Raw genomic sequence first — 26800 nt, forward strand, 5'->3', positions numbered from 1 at the left:
TTTTACACATGGAAAAACAAAGACTCAATCCAACACTAGTTTATGTGCTGGCTATTTTAGGATTATTATGCTGTTGCGTTGCCGGTTTCGGCTTTATTTTAGCAGGAATTGCCTTTTTTATAGCGCATAGCCAAATTCAAAAAGCACAATTAAATCCGGATGATTATGATTTAAAAAGTGTTAATGCCATGAATACCGCAAAAACGGTTGCATTAGTGATATTGATAATCAATATTCTATATTTACTTTGGTCAATCTATCAAATTATTTCAATGGGTGGATGGGATGCTTATATGGAACAATTTGATGACGCTATGAAACAGTTTCAGCAAGCCCAAGTTGAATAATGTTTAATTTATCTATAAAAAAAAGCGACTCACGTCGCTTTTTTTTATTTATAATAATAGGTTTGTTTACTAATTTTACTTTTCAAATTGTTTTAGGGTTTTGGTAATAATAGCGACACAGTCTAATAATTGCGCTTCTGTCATCACTAAAGGTGGTGCAAAACGAATTATATTGCCATGCGTAGGCTTCGCTAATAAACCGTTATCACGCATTGCTAAACAAATGTTCCAGGCAGTATCACTATCTTCATCATCGTTAATTACAATAGCGTTTAATAAGCCTTTACCACGAACCAAACTTACAATGGAGCTTGTTTCAATAAACTTATTTAATTCACTGCGGAATAATTCACCAAGCTTATAAGCATTTTCTGCTAGTTTTTCATCTCTCACTACTTCTAAAGCAGCAATAGCAACGGCGGCAGCAACTGGATTACCTCCAAAAGTACTTCCGTGGTTTCCTGGACGAATAACACGCATAATAGCATCATCAGCTAAAACAGCAGATACTGGATAGGCACCACCAGACAAGGCTTTACCTAAAATTAAAACATCTGGTTTTACTTCTGGCTCTTTAGAACAGTTTTTATCTTCACAGCTACAATTTCCACAAGTTGCTAATAAACGACCAGTTCTAGCAATTCCTGTTTGAACTTCATCTGCAATAAATAAAACATTGTATTTTTCACAAAGTGCTTTTGCTTTTGCTAAATAATCGGCTGCAGGCACGTAAACACCAGCTTCACCTTGAATTGGTTCAACTAAAAATCCACCAACATTAGGGTTGGCTTTTAAAGCACTTTCCAAAGCGTCTAAATCATCATAGGCAATTTTGATAAATCCGTCTGTATATGGTCCGAAATTTTTACGCGCAACTGGGTCGTTTGAAAACGAAATAATAGTGGTTGTTCTACCGTGAAAATTATTTTCACAAACAATAATCTCTGCTTTATTTTCATCGATTCCTTTTACTTCGTATGCCCATTTTCTACAGATTTTTAAAGCAGTTTCCACCGCTTCTGCTCCTGTGTTCATGGGTAATAATTTATCGAATCCGAAAAATTCGCAAGCAAATTTCTCATACTTACCTAACATATCATTATGAAATGCTCTGGACGTTAATGCCAATGTAGATGCCTGCTTATGCATAGCATTAACAATTTTAGGGTGACAATGCCCTTGGTTTACTGCGGAATAAGCCGATAGAAAATCATAATACTTCTTCCCTTCTACGTCCCAAACATAAACGCCTTCACCTTTAGCCAAAACCACAGGAAGTGGGTGGTAATTGTGTGCGCCATACTTGTTTTCTAAATCAATTGCTTGTTGCGATGTTGTTACTTGGTCTAAAATAGCCATTTTAATAAATTTAAGTTGTTGAATAAAATAACCATTCCTACTGTACCTTTATTCTTCCGAAATCCCGATGGTAATCGAGACGAAAATTCAGCGTGGGAGAGAAATCATCCCTAGGGCTCGCAAATTACTAAATATCTCCTGTTTCTTAAAATATTTACCACATGTTTTTTGCTACGAAAAAAGAAAGTACTTTTGCAGCATGGCAAGAAAAAATAATAGAAAGCAAATATTCACCAATGTCGAAGTAGTTGATGCTGGTGCAAAAGGAAAAGTAATAGGGAAAGCACCAGATGGTAAAGTCATTTTTATGCCAAATGCGGTTCCTGGTGATGTGGTTGACGTGCAAACCTTTAAAAAGCGTAAAGCCTATTTTGAAGGTAAAGCAACTATTTTTCATAAACTATCCGAAAAACGTACCGAGCCTGAATGCCAACATTTTGGCGTTTGTGGTGGCTGTAAGTGGCAAAATATGGGCTATGAACACCAATTATTTTACAAGCAAAAAGAAGTTACCAATAACTTAACACGTATTGGACATATAGAATTACCTGAAGTTACCCCTATTTTAGGTTGTAAAGACCCCTACTTTTATCGTAATAAAATGGAATTTTCGTTTAGCGATAGCCGTTGGTTAACCTTGGAAGAAATTCAATCAGATAGAGATTTAGGCGATAGGAATGCTTTAGGCTTCCATATTCCAGGCATGTGGGATAAAATTTTAGATATAAAAAAATGTCACCTGCAAGCAGATCCATCCAACGCCATTAGAAATGCGGTTAGGGAGTTTGCCATTGCAAATGAGTTGGCGTTTTTCAACACCAGAAATCAACATGGTTTATTGCGAACTATGATGATTAGAACATCATCTACGGGAGATATTATGGTGATGATTCAGTTTTTTAAAGAAGATAAAATCAAGCGTGAATTACTATTAGATTATTTAGCGGAAACCTTTCCTGAAATCACCTCACTGCAATATGTCGTGAACGAAAAAGCCAATGATACCATTTACGATCAAGACGTGATTTGTTATAAAGGCAACGATCATATTTTTGAAGAAATGGAAGGTTTACGATTTAAAATCAACGCCAAATCATTTTATCAAACCAATTCGGAACAAGCGTATGAATTATATAAAATTACCAGAGATTTGGCTGGATTAACAGGAAACGAATTGGTTTACGATTTATATACCGGAACCGGAACCATTGCGCAATTTGTTGCCAAAAAAGCGAATAAAGTGGTTGGGGTTGAGGCTGTTCCTGATGCTATTTTAGCTGCCAAAGCTAATGCACAATTAAATGGCATTGCTAACGTTGACTTTTATGTGGGCGATATGAAAAACGTCTTTAATCAGGATTTTATTAATACACACGGTCATCCAGATGTTATTATAACCGATCCACCACGCGATGGCATGCATAAAGATGTCGTTAATCAAATATTAAATATTGCACCGGAAAAAATAGTTTATGTTAGTTGCAACAGCGCAACACAAGCGCGCGATTTACAACTTATGGATGCACAATATAAAGTAACACGTACACAAGCTGTGGATATGTTTCCCCAAACGCATCACGTTGAAAATGTTGTACTTTTGGAAAGAAGATAACACTTATGAAAAAAATACTTGGCTTAATAGTTCTGATTTGTTGTATCACTTTGAGTTGCGAACGTGATGATATCTGTACCTTAGATACTGTTACAACCCCACGTTTAACGATTTCGTTTTATAACATAGAAAACCCGGAACAGCAAAACCCTAGAAATGTTGCTAAATGTCGTGTTCAAGGAATTGGTAACGATGAAACACTTCCAGATTTAGATGGTACCCGAGACAAGCAAGTAATTTTACTTCCACTAAAAACAACAGAGAACAGTACGTCATATAGTATATATAAAAATTACAAGTTAAATAATAATAATACGCCTGATAATCCAGATGATGATTTTATTACCGGTAATGAGGATATAATAACGATTTCGTACGTTACGGAAGAAGTTTACGTTTCCCGAGCATGTGGTTTTAAAACGGTTTTTAAGAACATTTCCATAACCGTTGAAGATGATGGAGACAAATGGATAAAAATTATTCAGTCTGTAAATGATAATCAAACAATAGAAAATGAATACACCACAAACTATAACATCTATCATTAAAACATGTTTGATTGGTTTGCTGTTTTGTTCAGTTTCATTTGCACAAAACGATAGCATTCCTTCAAACAAAAAATTAAAAGACAGTAGTAAGCAGCTAGAGAAATACGGACTGCGTGTTGGTGGAGATGCCAGTAAATTACTGCGTTCATTTTTAGATGATGACTATAAGGGTTTTGAAGTAAATAGTGATTTCCGATTTACAAAAAAATGGTATTTAGCTGGAGAGTTTGGTGTTGAAGAAAAAACAACGACCACAGATTATATTGATGTTACAGCCACCGGAACTTACATAAAACTTGGAGCCGATTATAACGCTTACGAAAACTGGTATGGTATGAATAATTTACTGTATGGTGGTTTTCGTGTGGCATTCAGTAATTTTAGTCAAGATTTAAATAGTTTTGGTGTGTACTCGCAAAATCAATATTGGGCACCACAATTTTCATCGTCAGAATCTAAAAAATTTAGTGGACTAAATGCAGTATGGGCTGAATTTATTGTGGGCTTAAAAGTAGAAGTTCTTACCAACTTGTTTTTAGGTGTTAATGCCCAATTTAAATATATAATTACGCAAAGCGAACCCGATAATTTTGAAAACATCTATATTCCTGGGTACAATAAAACCTATGATAGCGGGAGTTTTGGCTTTGGCTATGGCTATAATATTTCGTATTTAATTCCGATTTTCAAGAAAGCAAAATAGTGTTCAGTGTTCAGTGTTCAGTGTTCAGTGTTCAGTGTTCAGTGTTCAGTGTTCCAAAGATTAAAAATTCCCGAAAATAAATACTAAATTCCAAAACGTAATTACAGAATTTCTACAATTAACTTCCTGTAATTACCCCAATAGCTTTCTCTCCTTGACTTTGCCAGAAATATAAGGTCAAAGTTTATGAATCCAAATTAAAAGTTAGAAAAACGAGAGTTTATTCAACTTAAGTTAAAAGTCATACGTCCTAACAACAGAAGGCAAACTTAATCCCGATCTTGATACTTCGCTTTTTTACTCCCTTCATACATGACATATTTAACTAAACGCGATTCTAATTTTGCATTCATTAAATGTATTTTCCGGGATGGTCGTAATCCCACATGTTTTAAAGCATCTAAATTAGATGTAATAAACCACGCATCAGTTCCTGGATAGTTTTGTTTTAAGGTGTCTCCAATTGCAGCATAAAAATTTTCCATATCAATATCCAATCGTTCTCCATAAGGTGGGTTGAAAACCATATGGAGTTTGGCATCACCCGCTTTTTGAGTTTTAAAGAAATCCTCATGTTTGATACTTACAAATTCATCTAAATGGGCATTCTTCAAATTATCCTTGGCTTTTGCCACGGCACTAGGCGATTTATCATAACCTATTATTTTATGATGAAAGTCGCGTGTTTTTTTCAAAAGTGATTCTTCAATTTTTTCAAACAGTTCCACATCCCAATCGTTCCAACGTTCAAAGGCAAATTCCTTTCGCATTAAATTTGGTGGAATATTACATGCTATCATAGCAGCTTCAGCCAAAATAGTACCACTTCCACACATGGGGTCCATAAAATCCGATTGACCATCCCAACCGGATAACATAACCAGTCCTGCTGCCAAAACCTCATTTATTGGCGCTATATTTGTAGCCGTTTTATAGCCACGTTTATGTAAAGATTCGCCGGAAGAATCTAACGAAATGGTACATTGATTTCTATCTATATGAACATTCACTTTTAAATCAGGAAACCGTAAATCAATATTTGGTCGTTCATTCGTGGTGTCTCTAAATTTATCCACAATGGCATCTTTAGTTTTTAGAGAAATATATTGCGAATGGGTAAATTGTTCCGAATGAACGGTAGAACTAATAGCTAAAGTACCACTAGATTTCATATACTGACTCCAATCCATTTTATAAACTTGGTCATACAGGTCTTGTTCATCTTTAATCCGAAAATTATTTATGGGTTTTAATATTTTTATAGCCGTACGCAAACCTAAATTAGCTTTGTACATAAAACCTTTATCACCAGTAAAACCAACCATCCTAGTCCCCTTCTGGATATCAGTAGCTCCCAGTTGCAGTAGTTCTTTTTCTAATAAATCTTCAAAGCCAAATAAGGTTTTGGCAACCATTTTATAATTATTCTCCATTGCAGACATTAAATAGATTGCAAAAATACAGTATTTTTGTGGCAAGACAACAGACTTTACTCAACAAAGACATATTTTTGGGTGACTAAATAACGATTAAAAGATCAAATCCCAGCATTGGGAAAACTTCTATGGAAAACACATCGCAATGGTTTGCTTCATGGTTTGACACACCATATTATCACATACTCTATAAAGATAGAGATAATAGCGAAGCACAGCTATTTATGGATACCTTAACCAATTATTTAAATCTGCCAGAAGATGGTGAAATTTTAGATTTAGCATGTGGAAAGGGCCGCCATGCTATATATTTAAACTCATTAGGTTATCGTGTTACAGGTGCCGATTTATCTGAAAACAGCATAGAACACGCGAAACAATTTGAAAATGAAACCTTAAATTTTCAAGTACATGATATGTGTAAACCTTTTAAAAAGCAGTTTGATGCTGTTTTTAATTTGTTTACTAGTTTTGGATATTTTGAAAATGAAGCGGATAACTTAAGAACCATTAAAGCTATTCAAGCGGATTTAAATGAAACCGGATTTGGAGTTATAGATTTTATGAATTGTGATTTTGTTATTGAAAATTTAGTTCCGGAAGAAACAAAAACAGTTGAGGGAATTGAGTTTCATTTAAAACGTTATGTCCAAGATGGCTATATTATAAAAGACATTCAGTTTGAAGATGCGGGAGAAAATTATCAATTTCAAGAACGTGTTCGGGCGTTTACTTTGGATGATTTTCAAGAATTATTTGATCAAGCAGGTGTTTATTTATTAGATATTTTTGGGGATTATAAATTAAATAAATTCAATAAAAACACGTCTGAACGTTTAATTATGATTTTTAAGTAATGTTACACTATTTATTACCCATATTAGCCGTTATTATTGGAGCGGCCTTGGTTATTTTAACACGCAAAAAAGCCTATTTTAACTTTAAATTGCTACTTGCTTTTAGTGGTGCCTTTTTATTAGCTCTAACGCTTTTTGAATTATTACCCGAAGTATATCATCATCTAGATGCCAAGGAAACTGGACTCTATATAATGTTTGGAATTCTGATTCAAATCATTTTAGAATTCTTTTCCAAAGGTGCAGAACATGGTCACGTTCATGTCCATACGCATGATGACTCGTTTCCTTGGGCATTATTTATAAGTTTATGTATTCATAGCTTTTTAGAAGGTTTTCCAATCCATGAACACAATGATATGGTGTATGGCGTTCTTGTTCATAAAATTCCAATTGCTACGGTTATTACGGGTTTTTTAATCCATTCAAAAGCTACTAAATTCCAAGTCATTGCCTTCTTAATAATTTTTGCTGCTATGACACCTTTGGGAACTTACATTTCGAATCACGCCAATATTGCAACGCATTACATTAGTGCTATTAATGCTATTGTAATTGGTATCTTTTTGCACATTTCAACAACCATTTTATTTGAAAGTGGTGAAGGTCATAAATTTAATCTCACCAAGTTAATAGCAATCGTTTTAGGTATTGCTGCAGCTTACATGATTTAATAGTTTTTATGTTTTCAAAAGAAGAATCTAGACAACTCCGCCAATTATTCTGGACCAGTTTTGGGAAATCCTTTCCTAGAAAATGGATCTTGTATGATACAAAAATAAAAGGGATGAGTTTTAAATTTCATTTTGATACGAAACACGCCATGGTTTCAATAGATTTGGAAGATGATTTAGAGAACCGCATCAATATTTGGGAAAAATTAGAGGCGTTAAAAACCATATTAAAAGATGATTATTTACCATTAGCTATTTTTGAAGAAGAATACTATTTAGAAAACGGCAAAGAAATCTCCCGAATTTATGTGCCTTTAGAACAAAAAGTATCCATTCATAACAAAAATACCTGGCAAGACGTAATGGTTTTTTTAAATGATACCATGAGTAAATTTGAATCCTTTTTTGAGGATTATAGAGACGTTATTACGCCTTAATCTTTTTTTTTACAAAACTCAAATTCTGCCTCTTTCCCCAACCATTATAAAACAAGGTGGATTGACACCTTTTAATGAATCCTGAAAATTAAAATTTAAAACGTGATATTCAGCCAATTATATCGCGTTGATTTCCTACCTTTGCAGCCTTAAAAAATCAAGTCTCAAAATGAAATTTATAGAGACGAAATAATTTTTAATTATTATCAGATAATGGACCACCTTGTTACTTTTTCAATAACGGTATTTACAGGATTCTTTGCTATTATGAATCCAATTTCAAATTTACCTATTTTTCTATCTCTGGTTGGAAATGCCGATAAGGAAACCAAGTTACGTATTAGTAAACGTGCCGTTTTAATTGCTTTTATTATTGTGGCTATTTTTGTTATTCTTGGTAAAACCATTTTTGAGTTATTTGGAATTACTATTCCTGCCTTTAAAATTACAGGTGGTATTTTAATTTTTTATGTAGGATTTGATATGCTTCAATCGAAAAAATCAAGCATCAAGAATTTAAAAAACACCCATATTGATGAAAACATAGCAATTTCACCTTTAGCTATTCCTATTTTGGCTGGGCCTGGAACTATTGTTACCGCTATGAACTTTGTATCTGATGCCAACTATCTAAAAATAGGCTTGGTAATATTAATTTTCGCATTAATGTGTTTATTAACATTTATCACTTTTCGTTTAAGCGATTATATAGTTCGGAAAATTGGTCATAATGTCATTTCTGTTGTCGGAAAAATCATGGGTTTAATCATTGCCATAATTGGTACAAGCATGATTATTGAAGGTATTAAAATTTCTTTTAACTTGTAGTAACAATTTGCCCTAAATCACATAAAAAAAGACCATTATAAAATGGCAAATGGCACCAGCTAATACAAAAAGATGCCAGATTACGTGGTTGAATTTTATTTTATCAATAGCATAAAATAAAATACCAGCTGTATAAGCAAAGCCCCCTGCAAATAACCAAAAAAGTCCTGTAGTACCTAAATTTTCGGATAAATAGCTGAAATCAAAAATAACAAGCCATCCCATTAACAAATAAAGTAAAACGGAAAAGAATTCAAATCGTCCTGTAAAAAACACTTTTAGAACGAGTCCAAGTGCTGTTATACCCCATACGGTCCAAAATAAATGCCAACCTTTGCTGGCTTCCAGTGTTATTAAGGCAACAGGGGTATAGGTTCCGGCTATTAAAAAGTAAATACTTATATGGTCTAGAATACGGAAATAATGTTTGGGCTTATCAGATTGTACAAAATGATACAAAGTAGAAGAACTAAACAATAAAATTAAGGTTATCCCATAAACTATAACGCTAAATAAACTGTAGTCCGTTTTACCGGAATTAAACAGTATTAACAACACTAAAGCGGCAATACCTGTAAGTGCGCCAAACGCATGAGTTAAACTATTTAAACGTTCTTCAAAGGGAGTTTGTACGCGCATTAGGGCATTTCTTTGGTTTTGAGCCATTTGTTGGTTAATTCAAAAAAATCAAAATCTAAAGCAGATTCTTGACGTTCCAAACGGCCACTTTGGAAATTACGCTCTAGAACATCTTCAATTAAATAATCTTCTTTTACATTCCAAGGATCAAATTCTTCTTTAAGAGAAATATTAAAAAGTAAGGCCGTATTATTAAACCAAAAGGCGCGCCAACCACTGCGTAAATCTTTTATTAAATCGAATGTAGTTACCCCTGTTTGTCTATGAATTAATTTTACAAGAATTTGTCCTTCGGTCTTGGTAAGTTTTTTCAATTCGGCTGAAAATTCATCTTCAATATATTTCTGAATTAATTTAGCATAGCGTCGCTTTTCACTTTCACGTTCCAAGCTATTTAAGCGTTCGTTTAAAGACTCCAAACGTTCGGCTGCTAGTTTAGCATACGGATAGACTTTAACAGTTTTTCGTCTGATAACTAAATAGCGTTTCCGATCTTCATTACTATTAAATTTTAAACGATGAAGCAACATGACTTCATTTAAATTAATAGCGGTTTTAGGAATAGAATCGCCTTCAACCAAGATGTAAAAAACGTCTGTAGAGTCCTGCACCTCCTCCTCTATTTGAGCAAAAAGCATCATGGGAAAAACTAAAAATAAGTAGACAATTACTTTCATAGCTTAAAATGAATCCAAAATCGTTCCAAATTGGAAGTGTAAAATTAATAATTTAAAAACCCTTTAACCTTAAAATACTATTAATATTGTTATTTTAGTGCAAAAATTATACAGATGGCAAAAAAGAGTATATTAAATAAAAAGTCTATGGACTTTCTAGAGACATATTTAAATAATGCAGCTCCTACGGGTTACGAATGGGAAGGTCAGAAAATATGGATGGACTACCTAAAACCGTATGTAGATGAGTTTATTACCGATACCTACGGTACAGCAGTTGGTGTTATTAACCCGAAAGCCAAATACAAAGTTGTGATTGAAGGTCATGCGGATGAAATTTCTTGGTATGTAAATTACATTTCAGATAATGGATTAATTTATGTAGTTCGTAATGGTGGTAGCGATCATCAAATTGCACCAAGTAAGGTGGTTAATATTCACACGAAGAATGGTATTGTAAAAGGCGTTTTTGGATGGCCTGCAATTCATACCAGAAACAAATCCAAAGAAGAGGCACCAAAACCTGATAATATTTGTATTGATGTGGGTGCAAAAGACAAAGCAGAAGTGGAAAAAATGGACATCCATGTCGGTTGTGTTATTACTTACCCGGATGAATTTCATATCCTAAACAACGATAAATTTGTTTGTCGTGCTTTAGATAACCGTATGGGTGGATTTATGATTGCAGAAGTAGCGAGGCTTTTAAAAGAAAATAAGAAAACACTACCTTTTGGTTTATATATTACCAACTCGGTTCAAGAAGAAATTGGTTTACGTGGTGCTGAAATGATTACTCAAACTATAAAACCTAATGTGGCTATTGTAACCGATGTTACCCATGACACAACAACACCAATGATTGAACAGAAAAAAGAAGGATATGTGGAAATGGGTCTTGGTCCTGTTATTGCGTATGCTCCAGCTGTTCAACAAAAACTGCGGGATTTAATTACGGAAACGGCTGAAGAGAAAAAGATTCCGTTTCAACGTGCTGCACTCTCTAGAGCAACAGGAACAGATACAGATGCCTTTGCGTATAGCAATGGTGGTGTGCCTTCTGCTCTAATTTCATTACCGCTGCGTTATATGCATACCACTGTGGAAATGGTTCATAAAGACGATGTTGAAAATGTTATTAAAATGATTTATGAAACATTATTAAAAATGAAAGAAGGCGAAACGTATTCGTATTTTAAATAAGAAGCTTTAAAGCATAGAATAAGCTATGTAGCCCTCAATGTCACCTTGAGCGAAGTCGAAATATTAGCAAATAATAAAACCTCGACTTCGTTCAGTTTGACAAATTATAAACAAATACCAACTAGTACGACTTTTTGACCTGTTTTATTTTGCTGGCACAAATTCAATTTTTCTGGATTGCTCTATTATCTCCTCTTTATTTAGTAGCATTTTTCTAAATTCCCCATTAATATACATATCTGCTTGGTCTGAATAATGTTCACTAAACGGGTTTCCAGATTGACCGGTTGGTAGTATACTCATACTGTTTTCCACATCGGAAAAATCTATAATACGGCGTGTAGAAGGACCGCCTTTTGCTTCATACAAACCAGAATCGGTATAGTCAAATAATATATTATTTATAACTTCTTTATTGCCTTCCGCAGGAAATGGACCAACATTAAAAAGTGGTTTTAAGGCTTCAACAGCACTTAAAGCATGATTGTGTTCTAAAGTATGCACCTTTCCCCACGTCCAAGCCTTCATATCGGTTCCTAGTTGCGCATCTAAAGCCGCCACTGTTTCTTTTAAGGATTGTGTTAAAATAGCGCTTTTGGTTTCTGTGGTATTCGTTGCTATATTATTCCACCATATAGAACTATCATTAACGAGCTGCTTAATAATGGTTCTCTTTAACAAATGGGTTTTTAATAATTGATTAAAAAGTGTTTCGCCTAATTCATCCTTATAGGTATTTTCTAAATAACGAAAGATAAATTTGGTGTAAATGGTTGGTGCTACTTCATTCGTATTACTATTTCCTTTCCAACTTTTTAAAACATCTAAAGCGGCCATTTCTTGTTCGTTTAAATCCGAATTTGAAATATAATTCGATACATGCGCAATGATGTTTAAATGAACTGGTGATGTAACATCATTCATCATATTGGAAGTACTTTCCATATCCCAATCATTTTTTGGATCCAATAATTCAACAATACGTTTGGCTCTGTTTTCAGGCAAATAGTAACCCGGATATAACATATTTGCAGTAGAGTCTGGTTGATTATTAGCTGAATACACATAGCCCCAATTGGGATTTTCAGCCATAGGGTTGTCCTTGAAATCTAAATATTCAATAGGATCATCTTCACCAGATGCGCCATTTAAAATAAACTTCGGATTCACGTGAGGCTTATGTTTATAAAGCTTACCTGTTGCCCACCATGCTACGTTACCTTTGGCATCGCCGTACATGATATTTAAACCTGGTGCATGAATTAAAGAAGCACCTGCTTTGGCTTCACTCATGTTTTTGGCATGCGAAATTTTATAAATAGCGTCAAGAAGATTATTGTCTAATTGAGTATAAACCCATTGAATGGCAATGGGACTATCTCCAGTAATTTCATCTTGAATATCAGTCATTATCGGTCCGTGATAGGATTTTTTGACCACCAAATCAATGGGGTCTTGATCCTTCACCTGAATAGTTTTAGTCGTATTGGCATATTTTTTATAACCATCTGCTGTTTTATAAAGCGTGGAGTCTGTTGGATGATTTTCTTCTTTGTAAAAATCTATATCATCGTTTTCAAACATGGTAATTCCATAGGCATAGTTTCTATTATGACCTAAAACAGGAAACGGAATTCCAGCTAAATAATACCCGTAAATTTCTCGGTTAGGTGTTGTAATATGGGCTTCATACCAAACCGCAGGTTGCGCATAAGCAATATGTGGATCGTTGGCTAAAATAACACGACCAGACTTGGTTTTATTTGGCGAAATAACCCAACTATTACTTCCTATAAATAACGGAATTGGCAGGTTTTCTGTGACAGATTGGATGTTTTGTGCTATGTCATCCAAAACCGTTTCAGGGAGTTCTACACTATTCTTTATAAGGGTTGTTTGACTATTAGGCAAAACATCTAGATCTAGAAGATAATCATCACCTAACTTTTGCTTGATATTGGTAATTACAGGATCTGTTTTTTGAGCTTGTGCAAAACTAAATGCCATATACCCAAATACATTATAGATATCAGTCAAAGTAAAATGTTCTTTTTCTACGCCCGCCAAAGTAAATTCTATGGGTGTTGGTCCCTCGTCTATAAATTGATTAACACCATCTAAATAAGCCATAGCTTCTAAATAGGGATTACCTGTTTTATCGAGTTTGTTTATGGCTACTTCGGTAGCTTCATCAACAGATAATGTTTTAAAAAATTTATCGGTTTGAATTAATTTTTCGCCTAAAATCTCCGACAAATTACCTGGAGCAATCCGCTTCATTAACTCCATTTGCCATAATCTATCCTGGGCATGTAGATACCCTAAAGCAGTCATAGCATCTAAATTATTATTGGCATAAATATGCGGAATTCCATAGGCATCAAAATAAGCTTCTGTACCTTCCGAAATGTTTTTTAAATCAATGGCGCCAGAATAGGTTGGTTTTTGATAACGCGTATAGACAAAACCACTAATTAAAATAAGGAGTACTAAAAAAACTAATACTTTTAAAATCTTTTTAATCATAATAAATTTGGATGTATAGAGGTAATCTGTAAATATAATACCTTTTGTGTTTATCTTCATTAAATTTGCTCCTAGTTTGAAAACCAATTAGTACATGGAAGAAAATATTGACATTGTTACCAAAACCGGAGAACCAACTAGAAAAACCGCATTAAAATCGGAAATTCACAGTAAAGGCTATTACCACAATACAGCACATATTTGGTTTTATACAGAAGATGGCCAGATACTATTAGCACAACGTGCAGCAAGTAAAGCTATTTACCCATTGCTTTGGGATGTTTCCGTTGCTGGACATGTAGACGCTGGCGAAACCATTGAACAAGCTGCAGTCCGTGAAATTCAAGAAGAAATAGGCCTGACAATTTCCGAAACGGATTTGCATAAAATTGGTGTTTTTCCTTGTTTTCAAAGCTATGAAAATGGGATAATTGATAATGAATTTCACCATACCTTTTTAGTGAAATTACAAGTTTCAATGGAAAATTTAATACCCCAACCTGGCGAAGTTGAAGCCTTGCAATTAGTAACGCTTAATCAGTTTAAATCCCTTTTAGAACAAAGTGAGACCAATGGTTATTTCGTGGTTACAAATGTTGGATATTATGAAACGGTTTTAAAAGCCATAACATCGTTCACGCTGTAAGTCCCAATTTTTATTTACTTTTCAACCATGAATCTATTCCTAGTTGCCATTGCGCCTGTTTGCATCATCATCCTCTATATTTATTTAAAAGATAAGTATGAGAAAGAGCCGAAGCTCCTACTCTTCTACTCCTTTCTTTTCGGTGCATTTGTTAGTGTAATTTTAACAACAATATTATATATTTTATTTGATTATTACTTCTTCCTAGATAAAGCAAGTGTTCTTCATATGTTTATAAGAGCCTTTTTTGTCGTTGGTTTAACAGAAGAATTTAGCAAATATATTATCGTTCGTTATTATGCCCAACCAAAAGATGCTTTTAACGAACCTTTTGATGGGATTGTATATGCCGTAATGGTTTCCATGGGATTTGCGGCTACTGAAAACATTATGTATGTATTGGAAGGCGGTTTTGAAGCAGCGTTTTTACGAGCCTTTACGGCCATTCCAGCTCATGCAACCTTTGGGATATTAATGGGATATTATATGGGGAAAGCCAAGTTTTCAAAAAATAAAAGATTGCTAAACATATTTGGTTTGATGCTCGCTATTATCTTTCATGGTGCTTATGATTTTTTCCTGTTTATCGATTTTATACCTGGTATTTGGGTTGGCGCTTTTGTATCCTTATTTATTGGTCTGGTTTTATCCCGAAATGCCATTAAACGTCATCAAAACAATTCGCATTTTAAACTCTAGTTAAATCTAAAAACCGTTTGAACAAAACGGTTCATATTCCTTATATTTACACTTCTAAAATTAAATTAATGAGTCAAACTTACCGTACAAAAGTTAACAACATTTACGATTTCGATTTACAACAGGAGTCTATTGAAGCCCTAGACAGTATTCAAGAAAGTGCCAATAACTATCATATTTTAAGCAAAAACAAATCGTATAAAGCTGAAATTATACAACGTAATTTTAATGCGAAACAATATCAAATAAAAATTAATGGCACCCTGTATCAAATAGCCATTGAAGATTATTTAGATGTGCTTATTAAAGATTTAGGTTTCGAAATTGGCGCTTCAAAACAAGTAAACGATATTAAAGCACCTATGCCAGGATTAATTTTAGATATAGCGGTAAAAGTCGGACAAGAAGTCCATGAAGATGATACCTTACTTATTTTAGAGGCCATGAAAATGGAAAACGTAATTACATCACCGCGAAGTGGTGTTATAAAATCGGTTTCCGTGAATCAAGGCGATGCCGTTGATAAAAATCAACTATTAATAGAATTTGACTAAACTTTAAAGCGTTCATGTTGTTCGCTTGAAAAAAGTATAATCCCTTCAGGGAATACGTAATAAAAAATAAGATTCCTGTTTCTTCAGGAACGATAATAAATTTATCGATGAAAAAAATACTAATTGCAAATCGTGGTGAAATTGCTATTCGTGTCATGCGAACAGCAAAAAAAATGGGCATTAAAACGGTGGCTATTTACTCAACTATAGACCGAAATGCGCCTCACGTAAAATATGCAGATGAAGCTGTTTTAATAGGCGAAGCACCTTCTAACCAATCCTATTTATTAGGGGATAAAATTATTGAAGTTGCAAAAAGCCTCAATGTAGATGCTATTCATCCAGGATATGGATTTCTTTCAGAAAATGCCGAATTTGCTGAATCATGCGAGGCTAATAACATCATTTTTATTGGACCAAAATCTAAAGCCATAAAAATTATGGGTAGTAAATTAGCAGCCAAAGAAGCTGTGAAACACTACAATATCCCTATGGTTCCTGGAACTGAAGAAGCTATAACAGATATTCCAGAGGCTAAAAAAATAGCTAAAGAAATTGGATTTCCTATTCTAATTAAAGCGTCTGCCGGTGGTGGAGGAAAAGGCATGCGTATCGTTGAAAAAGAAGAAAATTTCGAGTCCCAAATGAATCGTGCCATTAGTGAAGCAACCTCTGCTTTTGGTGATGGTTCTGTGTTTATTGAAAAGTATGTTACCTCACCGCGCCATATTGAAATTCAGATTATGGCCGATGCTCATGGAAATAATATTCATCTGTTTGAACGCGAATGCAGTATTCAACGTCGTCATCAAAAAGTAGTGGAAGAAGCACCGTCATCCGTATTATCACCTGAATTACGACAGGAAATGGGAGAAGCAGCAATAAAAGTTGCCAAGGCCTGCGATTATCTTGGTGCGGGAACGGTTGAATTTCTATTGGATGACGATCATAATTTCTATTTTCTAGAAATGAATACACGGTTGCAAGTAGAACATCCGGTTACTGAATTAATCACTGATACCGATTTAGTGGAATTACAAATTCGTGTAGCGCGAGGTGAAGTTTTACCAATCACTCAAACGGATTTAAAAATAAACGGTCACGCATTAGAATTACGCGTCTATGCTGAAGATCCTTTAAACGATTTTTTACCAAGCGTTGGAAACCTTGAAGTTTATAAATTACCTGTTGGCAAAAACATTCGTGTGGATAACGGTTTTGAAGAAGGTATGGATATCCCAATTTATTATGATCCCATGCTCGCTAAACTCATTACCTACGGGAAAACACGTGAAGAAGCTATAGAGCTCATGATTTCTGCCATTGCAGATTATCATATTGAAGGTATAGAAACAACCTTACCTTTTGGATCATTTGTTTGCAAACATGAAGCGTTTCGTTCCGGAAATTTCGATACGCATTTTGTAAAAAACTTTTATTCGCCAGAAGCACTAAAAGAAAGTCAAGAAGCTGAAGCAAAAATGGCCGCTATGATTGCCGTAAAACAGTATTTGGAAGAACAGAAATTACTACGATTACCCTTAAAGTAACTTCCAAACGTGTAATAATAGTTTCCAATGAACAACGAGTAAATAACACAAAATATTTTAAAAGCCTTGTGCCTCTGCGCCTTGGCGAGAAAACATAAAAAAAATGGATTCAAAAATAAAAACCCTCAACGAAAAACTAGCCCTAGCCTATTTAGGTGGTGGCGAAAAACGAATTGAAAAGCAACATGCTAATAAAAAACTAACAGCTCGCGAGCGCGTTTTATATCTTTTAGATACGGGTTCATTTGAAGAAATTGGTGCATTAGTTACACACCGAACCAAAGATTTTGGTATGGACAAGCAACAATATTATGGTGATGGTGTGGTTACAGGTTACGGAACGGTTTCAGGCAGATTAATTTATGTTTTTGCACAGGATTTTACGGTTTTTGGAGGTTCGCTTTCTGAAACCCATGCGGAGAAAATTTGCAAAGTGATGGATTTAGCTGTAAAAGTTGCCGCACCAATTATCGGACTCAATGATTCTGGAGGTGCTCGAATTCAAGAAGGCGTGCGTTCATTGGGCGGTTATGCTGATATATTTTATCGCAATGTGCAAGCATCGGGTGTTATTCCGCAGCTATCGGCTATTATGGGGCCTTGTGCTGGAGGTGCTGTGTATTCGCCAGCTATGACAGATTTCACACTCATGGTTCAAGATACCAGTTATATGTTTGTTACTGGGCCCAATGTGGTTAAAACAGTTACCAATGAAAACGTAACCAGTGAAGAATTAGGTGGTGCCAGTGCACATGCAACCAAATCTGGTGTCGCTCATATTACATCAACCAATGATGTGGAATGTTTAGAAGACATTAAAAAATTATTGAGCTATTTGCCTCAAAATAATCAGGAAAAAGCGAAGGATCTCCCTTTCGAATTAGGGGATGAAATGCGTAACGAATTATCACAAATCATTCCTGATAATGCGAATAAGCCTTATGATATGCATGCGGTTATTTCGGGAATAATTGATACAGATTCATTTTACGAGATCCATAAAGATTATGCTGAAAATATTATAGTAGGTTTTGCTAGGTTGGGCGGGAAAAGTATTGGTATTGTTGCCAATCAGCCCATGTTTTTAGCTGGTGTTTTAGATGTAAATAGCGCCAAAAAAGCGGCTCGTTTTGTTCGTTTTTGCGATGCGTTTAATATTCCGCTTCTAGTTTTAGAAGATGTACCCGGTTTTTTACCGGGAACAGACCAAGAATGGAATGGTATTATTGTTCATGGTGCCAAATTGTTGTACGCTTTTAGCGAAGCAACGGTTCCAAGAATAACAGTTATTACTAGAAAAGCATATGGTGGTGCTTATGATGTTATGAACTCCAAACATATTGGAGCTGATATAAATTACGCATGGCCAAGTGCCGAAATTGCCGTTATGGGTGCCAAAGGTGCAGCCGAAATTATCTTTAAAAAGGAGATTAATGCGGCCGATGATAAAGATGCTAAATGGAAAGAAAAAGAAGCCGAATATGCCGATTTATTTGCCAACCCCTACAGTGCTGCTCAACGTGGGTTTATAGATGAAGTCATTTTACCAGAAACAACGCGACGTAAATTAATTAAAGCATTTGCAATGTTAGAGGACAAACAGGTTGAAAAACCGAAACGCAAGCATGGAAATATTCCCTTGTAAGGTAAATTACTAGATTAAATAAGTAAAAAAATAAGCCATACGTTTTCAAGTATGGCTTATTCAATTTAAGTAATTATTAAAAAAACTATTACATGAGAATTTTTAAATAAACCTCATTCTTAACCTTTCTGTAGCTTTCAATATGCTTCACATATTTAGAAAGATAGGTGTCGTGTAAATTAATGTAATATACATCACATTCTAAATCATCACATTCATTATACTTTACAATAGATGTTCTATAATTGTATAACTCGTTTAATATAGTTGCATTCTGTTCGGATTCCTCCAAAAGCCTATCTCTCAACGCTTTGTCATTCAATTTATTAGATGCTATTTTCGCTAGCCAATCACTCTCGTCGGTCACGTAACTTAAATGAGAAATCCAAACGTCCAGCTCTTGTGTGCGCTTTACATGAATTATTTCTTCATCAGTATCATGATTAAAAAAGGTATTTGATTCCATTATAATTGATAGTGTTTGTTTGATTTATTTTGCTTCACATTAACAATACGGAGCTTTTTGATTCCGCCAGGAAATTCCCAGTCAATGACATCGCCTTGAGCATAGCCCATAACAGCAGATCCCATTGGTGTTAACACCGAAACCTTATTGTTTTGATAGTTTTTATCATTGGGTGTTACCAGTTCAAAAGTATTTTCCCAACCATCATCCGTTGCCACTGTAACTACAGAGTTAAATCTAATAACGTCTTGAGGAACTAATTCTTCATCACTTATTACAGCATTCTGCAATTCGGCTTCTAGTCTTTTTACAGAGTATTTACGCGTATCTTCTTTATAATTAATAGATAAGTTTAATAGGCGTTTTAAAACAACATACTCCTTTTTTTCTAAAATCAAGCTTCCGTATTTCATTTTAAATTAAAGTTTATTATGGAAAAATTCCACGTTGAATATATGCTTTCTCAATACGCTCTATTGCTATAAAGTAAGCAGCTGAACGCATATCAATTTGTTTCTCTTCGGAAGTTTTTAAAACTTTTCTAAAAACCTCTCTAATTTTTTTGTCAATTTTCGCAAGTATTTCATCAAGCTCCCAAAGTTCGCCATTACGGTTTTGTAACCACTCGAAATAACTTCCAATAACACCACCAGAATTACATAAGATATCTGGAATAACAGTGATGCCTTTTTCACGCAATACTTTTTCTGCCTCAACTGTTGTTGGTCCATTTGCACCTTCAGCAATTAAAAATGCTTTAATTTGAGAGGCATTTTCAGCCGTAATTTGGTTTCCTAAAGCGGCAGGGATACAAATATCACAGTCTAAACCGAAGAAGTCGTCCTTTTCTACGGCAGTAGATCCAGTGAATCCTTGAACAGATCCGTTATTGTTTTTAGTATACTCGAATAAATGCTCTACCGATAAACCATCTGCTTTACTTATAGATCCAAAAGCGTCCTGAACACCAACCATTTTAGCGCCTTCTAATTCTAAAAAGTGTGCAGCCCAATAGCCCACATTTCCAAAACCTTGAACAATAAAACGCTTATCTTTTAAATCTATTTTCTTGCTTTCAGCCCAATATTTAATCGTTAAGAACACACCAAAACCAGTAGCTCTATCACGACCTTCTAATCCTCCAGAACCAATTGGCTTACCAGTAACAACGTGCTGGTTTTTTGAACGCTCTGATGGCGCTTTAGTAGACATATACGTATCTGCAATCCAAGCCATAGTTTGTGCGCTTGTATTAACGTCTGGCGCTGGAATATCGTGCTCTGGCCCAATGTTTTCACCTAAAGCATAAGTAAAACGTCTTGTAATACGCTCTAATTCTGAATGAGAATATTTTTTAGGATCCATTTGAATCCCTCCTTTAGCTCCACCATAAGGCAAACCAGCTAAAGACGTTTTCCATGTCATCCACATCGCTAATGCTTTAACGGAGTCGATATCAATGGTTGGATGGTAACGCAATCCACCTTTATAAGGCCCTAAAGCGTTGTTATGCTGTACGCGGTAACCTTTAAAAATTTCTACTTCACCATTGTCCATACGAACTGGGAAATGAATAATTAACTCATTATTCGTTACAGCTAATATTTTTTTAATGTTTGGGTTTAAGTCAACCATATCTGCAGCAGCATTGAATTGCTTCATAACATTTTCTAGCATGCCTTGTTTAGGTTGTTTTTTCTTTTTTACTTCTTTTGTTAAAGTCATTTTTTTTATTTGTTTAGATAAGTTCAACAGTAGGATTATTCAACACACGGTCGAATTTTTGAATATTATTTTTAGAATATTTGTTCATGTCTATTTTGGCCAGTTCATATTCACTACAGGACCAAATAGAACTTTTATTTGTCGTTAAGTTGCACGTTTGTACAAACGTACAATCTTGGCACAAACTTCTTTCCATAATATGATTCATAAACTAACCTTTAATTTCCACGAACCAAAAGGCAATAGGTATGCCAATTAAAAATACAATTTACATTACAAATGCAATTAACTGATTATTAGACCAATAAACAAAGACCAGATAAAACTTCTTAAAACTGTTTTGAGGAATTATTAACCAGCTGTGTAAAAATTACCCACTTAAGACCATTGCTTATTTTATTTTTTCACTTAAAGTCTTTCTATCAATTTGGAGAATTTTAGCCGCTTGAGATTTATTGTTGTTTGTAGCCTCTAAAACCTTTAATATGTATTTTTTTTCAATTTCTTTAAGTGGCAACAGCTCATTATCATATTCGGGAAAGGATATGTGGTGTTTTAAATTTTCGGGTAAATCAGCCATCGTAATTTGCTTGTCACACATTATCACCGCACGTTGGATAACATTTTCTAATTCCCTAATATTCCCTGGCCAATTATAACGCTCCAAAACAGCTAACGCATCGGGTGCTATAGAAATTAGTTTGTCCTTATATTCCACACCATATTTAAATAGAAACTTATCTGTTAATAAGGAAATATCGCCCTTTCGTTCTTGCAATGATGGCACATCAATTTCAACAACGGTTAATCGGTAATAAAGATCTTCCCGAAAACGCCCTTTATCAATAAGTTCCTTTAAGTCGCTATTTGTTGCCGCAATTACACGAACATCCACAGGTTCAATTTTTTGAGATCCCACACGCGTTACTTCCTTTTCTTGTAACACACGAAGTAAGCGGGATTGTGTAGCTAAAGACGCATTTCCTATTTCATCTAAAAAAATAGTGCCTTTGTTAGCGGCTTGAAAAAAACCATTTCTATTTTCATCAGCTCCCGTAAAGGCGCCTTTAACATAGCCAAATAATTCGGATTCTAATAGGTTTTCAGGAATGGCACCACAATTTACCGCAATAAATGGTGCCGACGCATATTTTCCTAAATAATGAATGGAACGTGCCACCAATTCTTTTCCTGTTCCACTTTCTCCTTTTATAAATATAGTTGCTTTATTGTCTTTAACCCGATCTATAATTTCCGTTACTCGTTTTATGGCTTCTGATTGCCCAATTAACTCACCATAACTTTGGATGTCTCTAGGTTTCTCTGATTTGCTAGCAACTCGTTTTGGTCTACTTTCAAATGCTTTTATAACAGCTAATTTAAGTTCTTCTTTGGTAAATGGTTTGGTAAGGTATTCCATGGCTCCAGATTTCATAACTTCTAAAGCTCCGTCAACGGAAGGATAACCTGTAACAACTAATTTTGGAATAGTTGGGTAATGTTCAGACACATATTTCACCAACTCCAAGCCATCAACACCTGGCATTTTTAAATCGGTTATGAGTAAATCGATGGATTCATCTTGTAAAATAGTCATAGCTTCTTTTACAGAAACGGCTTTAAACGTATGATAATTTAAGGTTTGCAAATGACGCTGTAGGAGTTCTAAAATATGAACATCATCATCTACTAACAATATATTTTCTTGATGTAATGACATAATTTAATTTTTTGGAAAACTGATATGAAATATAGTGCCTTTTGGAGAGTTTTGTCTGTGTTTTATGGTGCCTTTATGACTTTTCACAATACCATGAACAACGCTTAACCCTAAACCGGAACCTTCACCAACTGGTTTTGTTGTAAAGAAAGGGTTAAAAATATTGTCACCTTTTTCTGGATCAATACCTGGCCCTTCATCACTAATTTCAATTATAATTTGTTTGTCACTTTGACTAACAGTTACATTTATAACACCTTTTTCTGGTGAAAAATAAATGGCATTAATCACTAAATTAAAAATAACTTGTGTAAGTTGAATAGCGTCTACACGCAAAGGAATATTTTCATCGGTAATGGTTACATGACACGTAATATCCTTTTTAGAGAAATTAGGTTTCAATAAACTAATAGCATCCTTTATAATCGGTGTCATATTAGTTAATTCCATTTGGTGAGGCATATCGCAAGAAAAAAACATCAATTTTTTGACCACTTCCCGCGAATAAATAGCACTATTCATTATTTTATCTAAATCGTTTAAAACCGCTTTCTGTTCGTGAAATTGATCTTTTAACAATTCCGAATAACCTAAGATATTAGCCAATGGTGTATTGAGTTCATGCGCTATTCCAGCTGTAATCTCACCCAAAATAGACAATCTATCGGCACGCTCTACTTGGCGTCTAGACACGACTTCCTTTTCTATAATTTGCTTACGTTCAAATAAATTACCCAGTTCTAACGTAATCTTGGCTAACAGTCGTTTTTCTTCATTTAAAAAACTGTTTTCGTTAAATTTAGATTTAGAATACCCTACTTTAATGGAGCCAATTGCAATATTAAATTCTTTAATAGCAGATAACATAAAGACTTTATCTTCGGACTGCTGCCCAACTTCAATATGAAAATCGGCAACAGTTAGCTCCACAGAAGCTTCTTTTGGAAACCGAATAGCTTCCTGCAAACTTAAAGCAATAGCCTGAAGTGTGGGTTCCAAATTATCTAAATCACAATTGGATATATGCGAACTGATGGTATATAAACAGGATAATTCCTTAATGCGTTCTTTTAATTTATCTTCAGCCGTTATTAATTGTGACATATTGTTTTTTATGGTAGATATGTAAAATTACATTTTTAAAAAATAGTATTCAAGATTCGTCATACAATTAAGATTATTTAACAATGAATTAGTTATTAAAATCAAGCATCCTGATAATTTATAAATACTTTTGCAGGATGCAAAATAAAAAACCCCGTACAGAAAAAGTTAATATAGAATTTATTGCATTAATGGCATCATTAATGGCTATTGTAGCACTTTCCATTGATGCACTGCTTCCAGCTCTACCAGACATTGCATCTGATTTTGGTGTAACTGATGTTTCAAAAAATCAACTTTTGGTAACCATGATTTTTTTGGGCTTGGGTTTTGGTCAACTTATTTTTGGCCCTCTTTCTGATAGTTTTGGAAGAAAACCTATAATCTATGTTGGATTTCTACTGTTTGTATTTGCGAGTATTTTATGTGTTACAACGGGAAGTTTTGAGATTTTGATTCTTGGCCGTATTCTTCAAGGTGTGGGATTAGCTGCGCCTAGAACCATTAGTATTGCTATGGTGCGGGATTCTTATAGCGGTGATTATATGGCTAAAGTGATGTCCTTCGTGGTTATGATTTTTATTTTAGTTCCAGTAATTGCGCCCACTTTAGGACAGTTTCTAATAACGTTTTATGATTGGCACTCTATCTTTTATGTCAACTTAATATTTGGCATTGCCGTGATGTTTTGGTTTTGGAAAAAACAACCCGAAACGCACACCAAAGAAAAGCGTACCAAATTAACACCGCAACTTTTTATAGCAGGTGCCAAAGAGTTTTACAGACATAAAGATGCGGTTGCCTACACCGTGATTTCGGGTTTAATTACGGGTTCTTTTATGGTGTATTTAAGCACATCTCAACAAATTTTTGAATACCAATATAAGTTAGCTGAATTGTTCCCGTACATTTTTGCTAGTTTAGCCATTTCTGTAGGATTTTCTACTTTTATAAACAGCACATTGGTTATTCGTTTTGGAATGAGACGAATTGCTTTCACTGCTGCCGTCTGCTTTTCCATTATATCCCTTTTATATGTTCTTATATTTTCGTCAGGCATAAATCCAGACTTATCCATATTAGTGATATTTTTTGCCCTACAATTTACAGCTATCGGATTTTTATTTGGAAATTTACGATCATTAGCCATGGAGCCTGTTGGTCATATTGCTGGAGTTGGCGCCGCAATCAACGGCTTTTTTAGTACCATTATGGCTGTCCCTATTGCTGGTTTTATAGGTAGTTTTGTAACTGAAAGTGTGTTGCCTTTATTTATAGGGTTTTCAATATGTGGTAGTATTTCTGTGATATTATTTCTTTCAGTTAAAAAGCCTATTAAAACTGTATTCTCTGAATAATATCAACAGCCGATGAAATAATATACTCCACGCCTATAGCAATTACAATAAATCCGATAACGCGTGATAAAGCATTGATTCCAGATGCTCCTAAAAATTTTACGATAAAATATGATGATTTTAAAATCAGGTAAATACTCACTGTTGTTACCAACATGGCCATTAATATTATACAGATTTGTAATGAGCTTTGATACTCCTGATTAAAGGTAATTAATAAAGAAATTGTTCCAGGACCGGCTAACATAGGAATAGCCAAAGGTGTTAAAGAAATAGCATCACGCGAATGAATATCTTTTTGAACTTTATTTCGTTTCATACCTTTATGCTCCCTAAACTTTCCTGTTAATAATGCAAATCCTGAAGATGCAATAATGAGTCCTCCAGCAATTTTCAAGGCATTTAAACTAATACCAAAAAAGGACAGAATATACTTGCCTGCAAAAAAGGAAAGCAATAGAATAATGAACACATTAAACGCCGTCCAAAATGCTGTTAATGCACGCTGACGCTTGGTATTTTCTTGGGTTAAACCAACAAACACAGGAACAGTGCCTAGTGGGTTCATAATGGAAAATAACGCTCCAAAACTGATTAAAAATAAATCCATAGTTTTTTACTACAAATTCACTGTTTTTTATCAAGTTTAAGGTTACGCGAATTTTAACCTATGATATGAGAATTGTTAAATTTAATCGGTTCTTTTACGACGTGTATGTTTTTTCGGTTTCTTTTCATCTATCCGAACATACACTAATTTAAAACGACCATTACCGCTTTCACGTTTATCAATTTCAAAATCATCAATGGAGTTAATTAATGGTGTTAGTTTAGCAAAACCGTAATTACGGGAATCAAAGTTTGGTTGTTTTTTCTGCAATAAACTTCCAACATCACCTAAAAAAGCCCAACCATCATCATCAGCTAGATCTTCAATAGTTTGGGAGATTAAACGAATAACTTTTGGTGTAATTTTGTCGTAGGAATCTTTTGAAGATTTCTTTTTGTCTTCGGGATCAGTGTCCGAATCGGAATCACTAGAAGCTTGCTTTAAAATTTCAATGTAAATAAACTTATCACAAGCAACAATAAATGGTTTAGGTGTTTTCTTTTCTCCAATACCATATACCTTCATACCAGCTTCACGCAGTCTGGTGGCCAGTCGCGTAAAATCACTATCACTAGAAACCAAACAGAAACCGTTAACTTTTTCACTGTATAAAATATCCATAGCGTCAATAATCATGGCGCTATCAGTTGCATTTTTCCCCGTTGTATATCCGTATTGTTGAATAGGTGTAATGGCATTTTCAAGTAGCATGTTTTTCCATTTTGCTAAATGTGGTTTGGTCCAATCGCCGTAAATACGTTTAATTGTTGGGTTACCATATTTGGCAATTTCTTCCATCATTTCTTTTACGTAAGCGGATGGTATATTGTCGCCATCAATTAGCACTGCTAGTTTAATTTCCATTGTGTCATTTTAG

At 34.5% G+C, this 26800-nt stretch carries 27 protein-coding genes; 15 read left to right on the forward strand and 12 right to left on the reverse strand.

Annotated features, from left to right (window positions below; all coding sequences use genetic code 11):
* Positions 1-8 precede the first annotated feature (8 nt).
* Positions 9-347, forward strand: coding sequence for a CCC motif membrane protein (locus ACFPH8_RS10885; RefSeq protein WP_248399119.1), 339 nt, complete (start codon positions 9-11; stop codon positions 345-347).
* Positions 348-422: 75 nt separating this feature from the next.
* Here the strand turns inward: ACFPH8_RS10885 and rocD are convergent, their stop codons facing one another.
* A complete protein-coding gene (gene rocD / locus ACFPH8_RS10890; protein WP_376860886.1) occupies positions 423-1706 on the reverse strand; it encodes an ornithine--oxo-acid transaminase in 1284 nt (427 codons plus the stop codon).
* Positions 1707-1905: 199 nt separating this feature from the next.
* Here rocD and rlmD point away from each other — a divergent pair, with 199 nt between their 5' ends.
* Genes rlmD through ACFPH8_RS10905 form a run of 3 tightly spaced genes read left to right on the forward strand, consistent with a single transcriptional unit; the run spans position 1906 to position 4569 of the window.
* Complete coding sequence (rlmD, locus tag ACFPH8_RS10895; RefSeq protein ID WP_376860888.1) at positions 1906-3318, forward strand: 23S rRNA (uracil(1939)-C(5))-methyltransferase RlmD; 1413 nt, start codon at positions 1906-1908, stop codon at positions 3316-3318.
* Between the two features lie 5 nt (positions 3319-3323).
* Positions 3324-3866 carry a DUF6452 family protein gene (locus ACFPH8_RS10900; protein WP_376860890.1) on the forward strand — a complete coding sequence of 181 codons (543 nt, stop codon included), beginning with the start codon at positions 3324-3326 and terminating at the stop codon, positions 3864-3866.
* Positions 3832-4569 carry a DUF6048 family protein gene (locus ACFPH8_RS10905; protein ID WP_376860892.1) on the forward strand — a complete coding sequence of 246 codons (738 nt, stop codon included), beginning with the start codon at positions 3832-3834 and terminating at the stop codon, positions 4567-4569. Before ACFPH8_RS10900 ends, ACFPH8_RS10905 begins: the two co-directional genes overlap by 35 nt.
* 269 nt (positions 4570-4838) lie before the next feature.
* Here the strand turns inward: ACFPH8_RS10905 and ACFPH8_RS10910 are convergent, their stop codons facing one another.
* Positions 4839-6002: a THUMP domain-containing class I SAM-dependent RNA methyltransferase gene (locus ACFPH8_RS10910; RefSeq protein ID WP_376860894.1), complete on the reverse strand. Its 1164-nt coding sequence runs from the start codon at positions 6000-6002 to the stop codon at positions 4839-4841.
* A 131-nt stretch (positions 6003-6133) separates the two neighbouring features.
* Between ACFPH8_RS10910 and ACFPH8_RS10915 the strand changes: the two genes are divergently transcribed.
* The 4 genes from ACFPH8_RS10915 to ACFPH8_RS10930 all read left to right on the forward strand — a co-directional run bounded on the left by ACFPH8_RS10915 (position 6134) and on the right by ACFPH8_RS10930 (position 8801).
* Positions 6134-6862, forward strand: a complete 729-nt coding sequence (locus ACFPH8_RS10915) for a class I SAM-dependent methyltransferase (RefSeq protein ID WP_376860896.1) — start codon at positions 6134-6136, stop codon at positions 6860-6862.
* Positions 6862-7536, forward strand: coding sequence for a ZIP family metal transporter (locus ACFPH8_RS10920; RefSeq protein ID WP_376860898.1), 675 nt, complete (start codon positions 6862-6864; stop codon positions 7534-7536). Before ACFPH8_RS10915 ends, ACFPH8_RS10920 begins: the two co-directional genes overlap by 1 nt.
* 8 nt (positions 7537-7544) lie before the next feature.
* Entirely contained in the window at positions 7545-7973 is a 429-nt protein-coding gene (locus ACFPH8_RS10925; RefSeq protein ID WP_248399103.1) for a DUF4268 domain-containing protein, read from the forward strand.
* A gap of 213 nt (positions 7974-8186) precedes the next feature.
* Positions 8187-8801 (forward strand): MarC family protein, encoded by a 615-nt coding sequence (locus ACFPH8_RS10930; RefSeq protein WP_376860901.1) that lies wholly within the window; start codon positions 8187-8189, stop codon positions 8799-8801.
* A gap of 12 nt (positions 8802-8813) precedes the next feature.
* Here the strand turns inward: ACFPH8_RS10930 and trhA are convergent, their stop codons facing one another.
* Both trhA and ACFPH8_RS10940 read right to left on the reverse strand, forming a co-directional pair.
* A complete protein-coding gene (trhA, locus tag ACFPH8_RS10935) occupies positions 8814-9440 on the reverse strand; it encodes a PAQR family membrane homeostasis protein TrhA (protein WP_376860902.1) in 627 nt (208 codons plus the stop codon).
* Complete coding sequence (locus ACFPH8_RS10940; protein WP_376860904.1) at positions 9440-10117, reverse strand: DUF4294 domain-containing protein; 678 nt, start codon at positions 10115-10117, stop codon at positions 9440-9442. The genes trhA and ACFPH8_RS10940 overlap by 1 nt, the downstream gene beginning before the upstream one ends.
* Positions 10118-10231: 114 nt before the next feature.
* Between ACFPH8_RS10940 and ACFPH8_RS10945 the strand changes: the two genes are divergently transcribed.
* Positions 10232-11320, forward strand: a complete 1089-nt coding sequence (locus tag ACFPH8_RS10945) for a M42 family metallopeptidase (RefSeq protein ID WP_376860906.1) — start codon at positions 10232-10234, stop codon at positions 11318-11320.
* 144 nt (positions 11321-11464) lie between these two features.
* On the opposite strand, the gene ACFPH8_RS10950 is transcribed toward ACFPH8_RS10945, so the two are convergent.
* Positions 11465-13906: a penicillin acylase family protein gene (locus ACFPH8_RS10950; RefSeq protein ID WP_376860908.1), complete on the reverse strand. Its 2442-nt coding sequence runs from the start codon at positions 13904-13906 to the stop codon at positions 11465-11467.
* A gap of 34 nt (positions 13907-13940) precedes the next feature.
* Between ACFPH8_RS10950 and ACFPH8_RS10955 the strand changes: the two genes are divergently transcribed.
* The 5 genes from ACFPH8_RS10955 to ACFPH8_RS10975 all read left to right on the forward strand — a co-directional run bounded on the left by ACFPH8_RS10955 (position 13941) and on the right by ACFPH8_RS10975 (position 18940).
* Positions 13941-14492, forward strand: a complete 552-nt coding sequence (locus tag ACFPH8_RS10955) for an NUDIX hydrolase (RefSeq protein ID WP_376860910.1) — start codon at positions 13941-13943, stop codon at positions 14490-14492.
* A 27-nt stretch (positions 14493-14519) separates the two neighbouring features.
* Entirely contained in the window at positions 14520-15191 is a 672-nt protein-coding gene (locus tag ACFPH8_RS10960) for a PrsW family intramembrane metalloprotease (RefSeq protein ID WP_376860912.1), read from the forward strand.
* Between the two features lie 68 nt (positions 15192-15259).
* Positions 15260-15745, forward strand: a complete 486-nt coding sequence (locus tag ACFPH8_RS10965) for an acyl-CoA carboxylase biotin carboxyl carrier protein subunit (protein WP_376860914.1) — start codon at positions 15260-15262, stop codon at positions 15743-15745.
* A 107-nt stretch (positions 15746-15852) separates the two neighbouring features.
* On the forward strand, positions 15853-17295 hold the full coding sequence (accC, locus tag ACFPH8_RS10970; protein WP_376860915.1) for an acetyl-CoA carboxylase biotin carboxylase subunit: 1443 nt from the start codon (positions 15853-15855) through the stop codon (positions 17293-17295).
* 103 nt (positions 17296-17398) lie between these two features.
* Complete coding sequence (locus ACFPH8_RS10975; RefSeq protein ID WP_376860917.1) at positions 17399-18940, forward strand: acyl-CoA carboxylase subunit beta; 1542 nt, start codon at positions 17399-17401, stop codon at positions 18938-18940.
* 88 nt (positions 18941-19028) lie between these two features.
* Here ACFPH8_RS10975 and ACFPH8_RS10980 read toward each other — a convergent pair whose 3' ends face one another.
* The 5 genes from ACFPH8_RS10980 to ACFPH8_RS11000 form a co-directional block, all read right to left on the reverse strand.
* Positions 19029-19406, reverse strand: a complete 378-nt coding sequence (locus ACFPH8_RS10980) for a hypothetical protein (protein ID WP_376860919.1) — start codon at positions 19404-19406, stop codon at positions 19029-19031.
* Complete coding sequence (locus tag ACFPH8_RS10985; protein ID WP_248399063.1) at positions 19406-19819, reverse strand: GreA/GreB family elongation factor; 414 nt, start codon at positions 19817-19819, stop codon at positions 19406-19408. Before ACFPH8_RS10985 ends, ACFPH8_RS10980 begins: the two co-directional genes overlap by 1 nt.
* Positions 19820-19835: 16 nt before the next feature.
* On the reverse strand, positions 19836-21131 hold the full coding sequence (locus tag ACFPH8_RS10990; RefSeq protein WP_376860921.1) for a Glu/Leu/Phe/Val family dehydrogenase: 1296 nt from the start codon (positions 21129-21131) through the stop codon (positions 19836-19838).
* A 391-nt stretch (positions 21132-21522) separates the two neighbouring features.
* Positions 21523-22851: a sigma-54-dependent transcriptional regulator gene (locus ACFPH8_RS10995; protein WP_376860923.1), complete on the reverse strand. Its 1329-nt coding sequence runs from the start codon at positions 22849-22851 to the stop codon at positions 21523-21525.
* 3 nt (positions 22852-22854) lie between these two features.
* Positions 22855-23955, reverse strand: a complete 1101-nt coding sequence (locus ACFPH8_RS11000) for a sensor histidine kinase (protein WP_376860925.1) — start codon at positions 23953-23955, stop codon at positions 22855-22857.
* A 137-nt stretch (positions 23956-24092) separates the two neighbouring features.
* Here ACFPH8_RS11000 and ACFPH8_RS11005 point away from each other — a divergent pair, with 137 nt between their 5' ends.
* Positions 24093-25313 (forward strand): multidrug effflux MFS transporter, encoded by a 1221-nt coding sequence (locus ACFPH8_RS11005; protein WP_376860927.1) that lies wholly within the window; start codon positions 24093-24095, stop codon positions 25311-25313.
* On the opposite strand, the gene ACFPH8_RS11010 is transcribed toward ACFPH8_RS11005, so the two are convergent.
* Positions 25291-25923: a MarC family NAAT transporter gene (locus tag ACFPH8_RS11010; protein ID WP_376860929.1), complete on the reverse strand. Its 633-nt coding sequence runs from the start codon at positions 25921-25923 to the stop codon at positions 25291-25293. The genes ACFPH8_RS11005 and ACFPH8_RS11010 overlap by 23 nt on opposite strands.
* 81 nt (positions 25924-26004) lie before the next feature.
* The gene (locus ACFPH8_RS11015; protein ID WP_376860931.1) at positions 26005-26787 is read right to left on the reverse strand and encodes an NYN domain-containing protein; all 783 of its coding nucleotides are present in this window, start codon (positions 26785-26787) and stop codon (positions 26005-26007) included.
* Between the last annotated feature and the right edge of the window lie 13 nt (positions 26788-26800).

Origin of the sequence: Bizionia hallyeonensis (genome assembly GCF_042657385.1) — a bacterium.
Taxonomy (GTDB): Bacteria; Bacteroidota; Bacteroidia; order Flavobacteriales; family Flavobacteriaceae; genus Algorimicrobium; species Algorimicrobium hallyeonense.

Bases quoted from the DNA above. Each gene is read 5' to 3' on its own strand.
- ACFPH8_RS10955 (WP_376860910.1), top strand. From the start codon at position 13,941: ATGGAAGAAAATATTGACATTGTTACCAAAACCGGAGAACCAACTAGA.
- ACFPH8_RS11015 (WP_376860931.1), bottom strand. From the start codon at position 26,787: ATGGAAATTAAACTAGCAGTGCTAATTGATGGCGACAATATACCATCC.
- accC (WP_376860915.1), top strand. From the start codon at position 15,853: ATGAAAAAAATACTAATTGCAAATCGTGGTGAAATTGCTATTCGTGTC.
- ACFPH8_RS10905 (WP_376860892.1), top strand. From the start codon at position 3,832: ATGAATACACCACAAACTATAACATCTATCATTAAAACATGTTTGATT.
- ACFPH8_RS10990 (WP_376860921.1), bottom strand. From the start codon at position 21,131: ATGACTTTAACAAAAGAAGTAAAAAAGAAAAAACAACCTAAACAAGGC.
- trhA (WP_376860902.1), bottom strand. From the start codon at position 9,440: ATGCGCGTACAAACTCCCTTTGAAGAACGTTTAAATAGTTTAACTCAT.
- ACFPH8_RS10960 (WP_376860912.1), top strand. From the start codon at position 14,520: ATGAATCTATTCCTAGTTGCCATTGCGCCTGTTTGCATCATCATCCTC.
- ACFPH8_RS10985 (WP_248399063.1), bottom strand. From the start codon at position 19,819: ATGAAATACGGAAGCTTGATTTTAGAAAAAAAGGAGTATGTTGTTTTA.
- ACFPH8_RS10980 (WP_376860919.1), bottom strand. From the start codon at position 19,406: ATGGAATCAAATACCTTTTTTAATCATGATACTGATGAAGAAATAATT.
- ACFPH8_RS10975 (WP_376860917.1), top strand. From the start codon at position 17,399: ATGGATTCAAAAATAAAAACCCTCAACGAAAAACTAGCCCTAGCCTAT.
- ACFPH8_RS11005 (WP_376860927.1), top strand. From the start codon at position 24,093: ATGCAAAATAAAAAACCCCGTACAGAAAAAGTTAATATAGAATTTATT.
- ACFPH8_RS10910 (WP_376860894.1), bottom strand. From the start codon at position 6,002: ATGGAGAATAATTATAAAATGGTTGCCAAAACCTTATTTGGCTTTGAA.
- rlmD (WP_376860888.1), top strand. From the start codon at position 1,906: ATGGCAAGAAAAAATAATAGAAAGCAAATATTCACCAATGTCGAAGTA.
- ACFPH8_RS10945 (WP_376860906.1), top strand. From the start codon at position 10,232: ATGGCAAAAAAGAGTATATTAAATAAAAAGTCTATGGACTTTCTAGAG.
- ACFPH8_RS10965 (WP_376860914.1), top strand. From the start codon at position 15,260: ATGAGTCAAACTTACCGTACAAAAGTTAACAACATTTACGATTTCGAT.
- ACFPH8_RS10885 (WP_248399119.1), top strand. From the start codon at position 9: ATGGAAAAACAAAGACTCAATCCAACACTAGTTTATGTGCTGGCTATT.
- rocD (WP_376860886.1), bottom strand. From the start codon at position 1,706: ATGGCTATTTTAGACCAAGTAACAACATCGCAACAAGCAATTGATTTA.
- ACFPH8_RS10950 (WP_376860908.1), bottom strand. From the start codon at position 13,906: ATGAAGATAAACACAAAAGGTATTATATTTACAGATTACCTCTATACA.
- ACFPH8_RS10930 (WP_376860901.1), top strand. From the start codon at position 8,187: ATGGACCACCTTGTTACTTTTTCAATAACGGTATTTACAGGATTCTTT.
- ACFPH8_RS10915 (WP_376860896.1), top strand. From the start codon at position 6,134: ATGGAAAACACATCGCAATGGTTTGCTTCATGGTTTGACACACCATAT.
- ACFPH8_RS10900 (WP_376860890.1), top strand. From the start codon at position 3,324: ATGAAAAAAATACTTGGCTTAATAGTTCTGATTTGTTGTATCACTTTG.
- ACFPH8_RS10925 (WP_248399103.1), top strand. From the start codon at position 7,545: ATGTTTTCAAAAGAAGAATCTAGACAACTCCGCCAATTATTCTGGACC.
- ACFPH8_RS11010 (WP_376860929.1), bottom strand. From the start codon at position 25,923: ATGGATTTATTTTTAATCAGTTTTGGAGCGTTATTTTCCATTATGAAC.
- ACFPH8_RS11000 (WP_376860925.1), bottom strand. From the start codon at position 23,955: ATGTCACAATTAATAACGGCTGAAGATAAATTAAAAGAACGCATTAAG.
- ACFPH8_RS10940 (WP_376860904.1), bottom strand. From the start codon at position 10,117: ATGAAAGTAATTGTCTACTTATTTTTAGTTTTTCCCATGATGCTTTTT.
- ACFPH8_RS10920 (WP_376860898.1), top strand. From the start codon at position 6,862: ATGTTACACTATTTATTACCCATATTAGCCGTTATTATTGGAGCGGCC.
- ACFPH8_RS10995 (WP_376860923.1), bottom strand. From the start codon at position 22,851: ATGTCATTACATCAAGAAAATATATTGTTAGTAGATGATGATGTTCAT.